Annotated in this window: 5 protein-coding genes and 2 pseudogenes; all 7 read right to left on the bottom strand. The window is 43.6% G+C overall.

Annotation, left to right across the window (positions count from 1 at the left end; translation table 11 throughout):
- Positions 1-273 (bottom strand): annotated as a pseudogene (locus ACFILH_RS05660) (hypothetical protein); the annotation flags it as partial.
- A gap of 11 nt (positions 274-284) precedes the next feature.
- On the bottom strand, positions 285-665 hold the full coding sequence (locus tag ACFILH_RS05665) for a hypothetical protein (protein ID WP_375658328.1): 381 nt from the start codon (positions 663-665) through the stop codon (positions 285-287).
- A gap of 11 nt (positions 666-676) precedes the next feature.
- Positions 677-1057 (bottom strand): hypothetical protein, encoded by a 381-nt coding sequence (locus ACFILH_RS05670; protein ID WP_375637953.1) that lies wholly within the window; start codon positions 1055-1057, stop codon positions 677-679.
- A gap of 20 nt (positions 1058-1077) precedes the next feature.
- Entirely contained in the window at positions 1078-2205 is a 1128-nt protein-coding gene (locus ACFILH_RS05675) for a N4-gp56 family major capsid protein (protein WP_015856180.1), read from the bottom strand.
- Between the two features lie 93 nt (positions 2206-2298).
- A complete protein-coding gene (locus tag ACFILH_RS05680; protein WP_375658329.1) occupies positions 2299-3192 on the bottom strand; it encodes a hypothetical protein in 894 nt (297 codons plus the stop codon).
- Between the two features lie 13 nt (positions 3193-3205).
- A complete protein-coding gene (locus ACFILH_RS05685) occupies positions 3206-5215 on the bottom strand; it encodes a portal protein (protein ID WP_375658330.1) in 2010 nt (669 codons plus the stop codon).
- A pseudogene (locus tag ACFILH_RS05690) lies at positions 5200-5731 on the bottom strand (PBSX family phage terminase large subunit); the annotation flags it as partial. The gene ACFILH_RS05685 and the pseudogene ACFILH_RS05690, both read right to left, overlap by 16 nt.

Genomic DNA, 5731 nt, shown 5'->3' on the forward strand with positions numbered 1-5731 from the left:
AGGGCGGGTAGTGCTTGCATCATAAACACCTTGTCCCGCCCGTGTCTCAAACACCACATCACGGCTTTCGTTAAAGTAAAAAGTCTCTCGTTCACAAAAACGAATGGCTGCAAAAATGCTTTCTTGGATTTGTTGAACATACTCATCGGCTATGTCATCAATCTCATCTTGAATAACCGACACTAAGTGCGAAAGTGTTCTCTTATGACGATAAACATCTCGCTTTACAGGTATCGGTCCTCCGGTCTTAACCCGAATATAATGACGTGTCATCAAAATACCTCTCAGTGATTAGTCACGAATTCAACGACTATACTTGCTTGCCCAGCTTGTACTGTTTTGTCCGCTTTGGCATAGAGAGTAAGTTCTTCATCATAAGGGATAAACTCCTTCTGATTGGTAGGCTTAACCTCTTTTACTGCCTGTTGTTTGATTTCTGCTTCACCAAACTCATTGCCGCCAGCAGTGCTGCCTATTTTTACCTTCGTGTCCGAAAATGCTGTCTTGACATACACTTTAATCGAAGTGATCAAAGCACCACGAGGTAGCGTGCCTATTCTCATAGCGTTTTCTTTATCTTCATAGCTAAAATTAAGCCGCAAAAAGCTTACCTGCTGCGTATGAAGATTTCTCCCTTGCAAGGGCTGTGGTAAATAATCTGCCATGTCTTATCCCCTCAATGATTTGTCACGAATTGCACAACCACAATACATTCACCAGCCGCAGTTGTTTTATCCCGTGTTGCATAAAGGGTCATCTCCTTATCATCTGCAACAAAAGACTTTTGATCTGTTGGCGTAAAATCTTGCGTGCCTTGGGCTTTGATGTCTTTTTCACTGAACTCATTGCCGCCATAGGTGCTGCCTATCTTTAATTTTGCTTCAGAAAACGCGGTCTTGACAAAAGCCTTCATCGAAGTGATCAAAGCGCCACGAGGCAAAATTCCGATTTTTTCCGTAAGATGCTTATCTTTATGCGAGATATTCAAACGTAAGAAACTCACCTGTTGGGTGTGAAGATTTCTTCCCTGTAATGGAGGTGGTAATTGATCTGCCATGTCTTGTTTCCTCCCTATGATTAATTATCAGGTTCACCACTGTAGGTGGGGATAACAATCGTTCCAAAATCTTGCGCTGCTTGAGAGCTATTTGGAAATTTGAAACGGGTTTTCTTCATTCCAATCAGTGTTTTCGCAGACAAACCATAGTAACGTTGATAGTCGAAATGCTCTTCCACCAATTTATAGCGATTGACATTGCGATTATTTCCAAAAGCCATAACGATACTTTGTGCTCCAAGAAAAACAGCACGACGCACACTTTTTTTCGCTGTATGATCGGTAGATTTTACCCCATGGGTGACATGTTCAGATTCACGTAAAATCACACCATTATACATGCCTAAAGAACCATCAAAGATTGGGTTTTGCGCACGAGAGCCTGTGTAAGCAGCTTTCTGAATATCAAGCCACTGACCAGTCTCTGTATTGGTACGCAATTGCATCACTTGTGTTGGATGCAAATAGAGAACATAAACACTCTCCCCATTCACACGTACTGGTCGAATTTTGGGATTAGCAAGTTTCGCCATTTTTACAGCTTCGTCAATAAGCTTCAAACTAAAGCTGTGTTTTGGCGCTTCACTTAGCTCTTCATCCTTGGTTTTACCATCTGGACGGATAATTCGCTTACTACTTGGTGCCAGAGGTTCATTAAATCCATAATGCACATTCTCGATATCTATCATCCGATCTTCAAAAGAGATTGTCCTTGCTGTATATCCGCAAGCTTGAATGAAAAACATCAAGCTTAAGCGATCTGCATACCAATCAACTAAGCCATCTTTTGCTTCGTCACGCAAATCAAACGTTGTACGTTGTTGCGCTATACTACCTTCATTTTCTACACGAACTGCATGCGAAAGCTCGTCAATATATAGTCTGTCATGAAGGAATTGTAATGCCTCTTCATTCCCCTCAAGCGTCTGTCCTGAGGTAACACCCCGTCCCAAAAGCTGTGTACGTAAGCTAAATGTAACACAATCCCCTCTGCCCTTCTGTGTTTCAGTTTTAAGTTGAATAATGCTGTTTGAACCCCTGCCTATAAGAGGGGCAATAGGTATCGCCTTTGAAACTTCTGTATTTAATAATTTTGACCACGTGCTTATCGCATGAGGATCATCTGCTCTAACTGTTGTTAATGCCATTGATTTTACCTTTCTTTGCTGTAAAAAAAAACCGGCTTAAAAGCCGGACCATAACCCTGCATAAAACAGGCTAATTTCTATAAAAATGCACTCTTAATACCCGTTACCAGCACCATGCAATTGCCGAAAAATTGCTTTATTTTTCGGATTTGATATCCAAGCGTCAAATTCTTCTTCTGACATCCTATCAATGCTTGCTAAAGTGATTGGTCCAACACTGCCCCCTCCACCAGATGCCGTTAAGGTTCTCGCAGAATTCTGCCGGCTTTGAAGCGCAGCAACTTGATTATTCGCTTGTAATGCTTGGTTCTGATAGCCAAGATTTTGCGCTATTCTATAAATCTCTTCTGCCGGATTGAGATCTCTTTGTGCACAAGTCGCTACAAGAGCATGCAATTGATCTCTTATAATCGCATCTATTGTGTTTTGTTGTCCATACTCAGGATAAAGTGATGACCAAGAACTCAATTCCTTTGCGCGTGCCTCATAAAGAAAATTTGCCGCGGCATCAAAATCACTGGATTTATTTTGAAACGACTTAACAGAATTATTAAAAAATTCACCAAGACGTATATCATGCTGCTGCTGTTCCTCAGCTTGTCTTAGCGCTTCTTTCTGTTCCCTAATATACGCATCTTGCTTTTGAATCTTATCTAGCATCCACGCCACTAAACGAACAGGGTCCTCACGTAGGTCTGGGGGTGCATTTTCACCTTCAACCATTGGCGTCTGGGATTGGGGTTCATAAAGCTTGACAAGCGCTTCACGAGCTTGTTTAGCTTGTTGCTCCATACGCTGCTGTTCTAAATTAGGAACAATCTCTGAAGGCTTTTCAACGGACTGCACAACCGGCTCTGGAGAGGTGACATCATCATTATCAATCGTTTCACCATCATAAGTGCCGGCATCAAAAGAGCTCTCATCATCAAAGACCGGTGCTCCAACTCTGTAATCTTCATTCATAGCTTCATTCATTTCTGCATTCATTCTTTCACCTTTCTCAACTATGCATACCTCTGTGTAATGCTATTCGCTCTCGCATAATCTGATTGTGTGCCTGATCATTGAGAAGCTTCTGCCGTTCAATCTCATAGCGTTGCTTCATCAGTTCTGCGTCTGTTTTTGCTCTCTCTTGATGCACAAAAAGATCAATCTGCTTTTGTTGCAAATCCATCTGATGCATCTGTGCTTTCGTCTCTAAGTCTTGTTGCTTTTCCTGCAACTTCATTTCCTGCTCGGGGTCCATCTGCTGTTGTTGTGCCATTTGTTGCTGTTGGAACTTCTCACTGACGCGATTAAGCAATGACGCAGGCAATGGAGAATAACGAAGTAGATCAAGCATAATATCCGGCGTAATCGCATTTTGAAGCAATGGGAGCAGCTGTGTGATGATACCGAAGGTGCGCTCTTTCTCATTCGGGCTGGTTGGCGCATCATCAACAACAATGTCATACTCGACACTCGTTACTTCTTCACGCGTCAATGGAATATATTGCGCATTCTCCTCACCAGATATCCGTACCAAACGACCATCGGACAAGTAATTCTGTATCAAGTGCAAAATAATCTTACCTTGCCGCTTGCGGTACAAACGTAAACCATCAAACAGACAAGCAAGCAGATTTAAACTGGATTGGCGTCGTTGTGCCTCCAAAATACCCGCTTGTGTCACTTCTCTTGTGCCAATGAATTCGGGCGATAAACCCGTCACCTGATTAATTGCTTCCTTAGCTTCATTAAACAGTTGGAAAAAGCCTTGTGGAAACTGTGCTACAGGCTTTGGTTGTATTTTACCACCTGCCAATGCGTTAGGTTTAACCCATGTAATACTGTCTGATCGGCTTAAACTTTTTGCTGCTTCTCTCTCATCCTTAAATGCACCACTCTCTGCCATTATCCCGCCTTTGGATTGGCTATTAAGGATATACATAACTTGACTAAAGTACTTATTCGCCCACCGTTGTGGGTCTTTTGTAGGACGCACAACCCCATAAAATTGCCGTTCTATCTTGTCAAAATACCCCGTTATACACTCCCAACCCAATTGACCCGCTGGAACCAAAGGTTGATCGGGGGATTCAAGCAATTTTCTCCCTAAAAAAGCACGTCTTACAACCTTTTTATTGAAAGCTGCCCCTTGGATATCGGGCATCATGCACTGGAGCTGCTTAAATTCTTCCTCGCTATAATCACGAAGTTCTCCAGTGCTTAAATCGGGCGCTTTGTAATACCTCTCGCTTTCAAACCAACGGCATTCAACAAGCGTGACCATCCGACGACCGTTTTCAACATCAATGCCCTTCTCATCATTATAAGCTTCAAGATCATTATGATGAATGCCCTCATAAGCAACCCCATCACGCGCCCAATCCGCACTCAGCTCCGTCCAATGAGATTTTGGAAACATCTGCTTAGCTACTTCCAAGGGCTTGCGATCTACATACCACATGCGTTGTGCATCGGTTAAATTCGGTTGCACTGCCGCGCTATCCCAAACCATCTTTAACGGGTCTAAACGCGTAATGACCGGTTCACCATCAAAGCTATTTTCATAATCAAGGCGGGTATCAGTCCACCCCATGCCGCAGATAACGGCATCTTGGAAAGCATCACTATCAGCGTATTCTGCATGCGCCATGTCCCGAAACCATTCTGCCGCACCAGTAAGCAATTCACTAGGCAATGCCTTCCCTACTTGACGGGGAATAAACTGCACTTCTCGCTTATTGTTGCGTTCTGACCCCACAACAGCATTCACAAGCGGAGCAATACGATTAAAAGTCATAACGGGGCGGCGTTGCTCTTTTAACGCCGCTAAATCAGCCTCATTCCACTGATCACCATTGTAAAAACGAAAATCTTCCCGCGCATGTTCACGCCATTTATTCACATGCTCCACATCTTCTTTGTACCAACTCACAAGCTTGCGAAACAAACCATCATGAGACAGAGCTGATACGGTGCTGTCTTTCTCTAAATGCTCTTCATCATACATCATTCTGCCATCCATGACGTGCTTTCATAAGTTTCTCTACCGCTATAAGCTGGTCGCTTTTGTATCGTCGGAGGTTCTTCATAAGCCACGCACATCAATCCAAAGGCATCTGCCCCGTGGCTCGACCAATCATGCTCTGCTCCCAAACCAATATTGCGCTTCTCATCCCATTTCTCATGATACCAATTCAGTGCTTTACGCCCTGCTACGGTCGTCTCTTCATTGAACCAAACTGAAGGTAAAATACGCCGCACCGCCTCTATACGCATCTTAACCGCCCCTGCTCCCTGATTGGGAACAACCTGTGTTTCAAAGCCCGCATCATTTAAAGCGCTCTCAAAACTCACATTGTGCACACGGTCTCTGGTCGCACCGTCATGAGGCAAAACCATCAATGCCTTCTCATAACCATTTTGACGCAACCAACCGATATGCTCTGATAACGGTTGTCCCTGTGCTTCGTAATAATCAAGCACTCTGATCTCTCTACCAACAAATTGCGCTATCCATATCGCCGTGGCATCTGCCTTA

This window comes from Bartonella sp. CL435QHHD (genome assembly GCF_042195095.1).
Lineage (GTDB): Bacteria > Pseudomonadota > Alphaproteobacteria > Rhizobiales > Rhizobiaceae > Bartonella.

Coding starts and splice junctions, on each gene's coding strand:
- ACFILH_RS05665 (WP_375658328.1), bottom strand. CDS start 665: ATGGCAGATTATTTACCACAGCCCTTGCAAGGGAGAAATCTTCATACG.
- ACFILH_RS05670 (WP_375637953.1), bottom strand. CDS start 1,057: ATGGCAGATCAATTACCACCTCCATTACAGGGAAGAAATCTTCACACC.
- ACFILH_RS05675 (WP_015856180.1), bottom strand. CDS start 2,205: ATGGCATTAACAACAGTTAGAGCAGATGATCCTCATGCGATAAGCACG.
- ACFILH_RS05680 (WP_375658329.1), bottom strand. CDS start 3,192: ATGAATGCAGAAATGAATGAAGCTATGAATGAAGATTACAGAGTTGGA.
- ACFILH_RS05685 (WP_375658330.1), bottom strand. CDS start 5,215: ATGGATGGCAGAATGATGTATGATGAAGAGCATTTAGAGAAAGACAGC.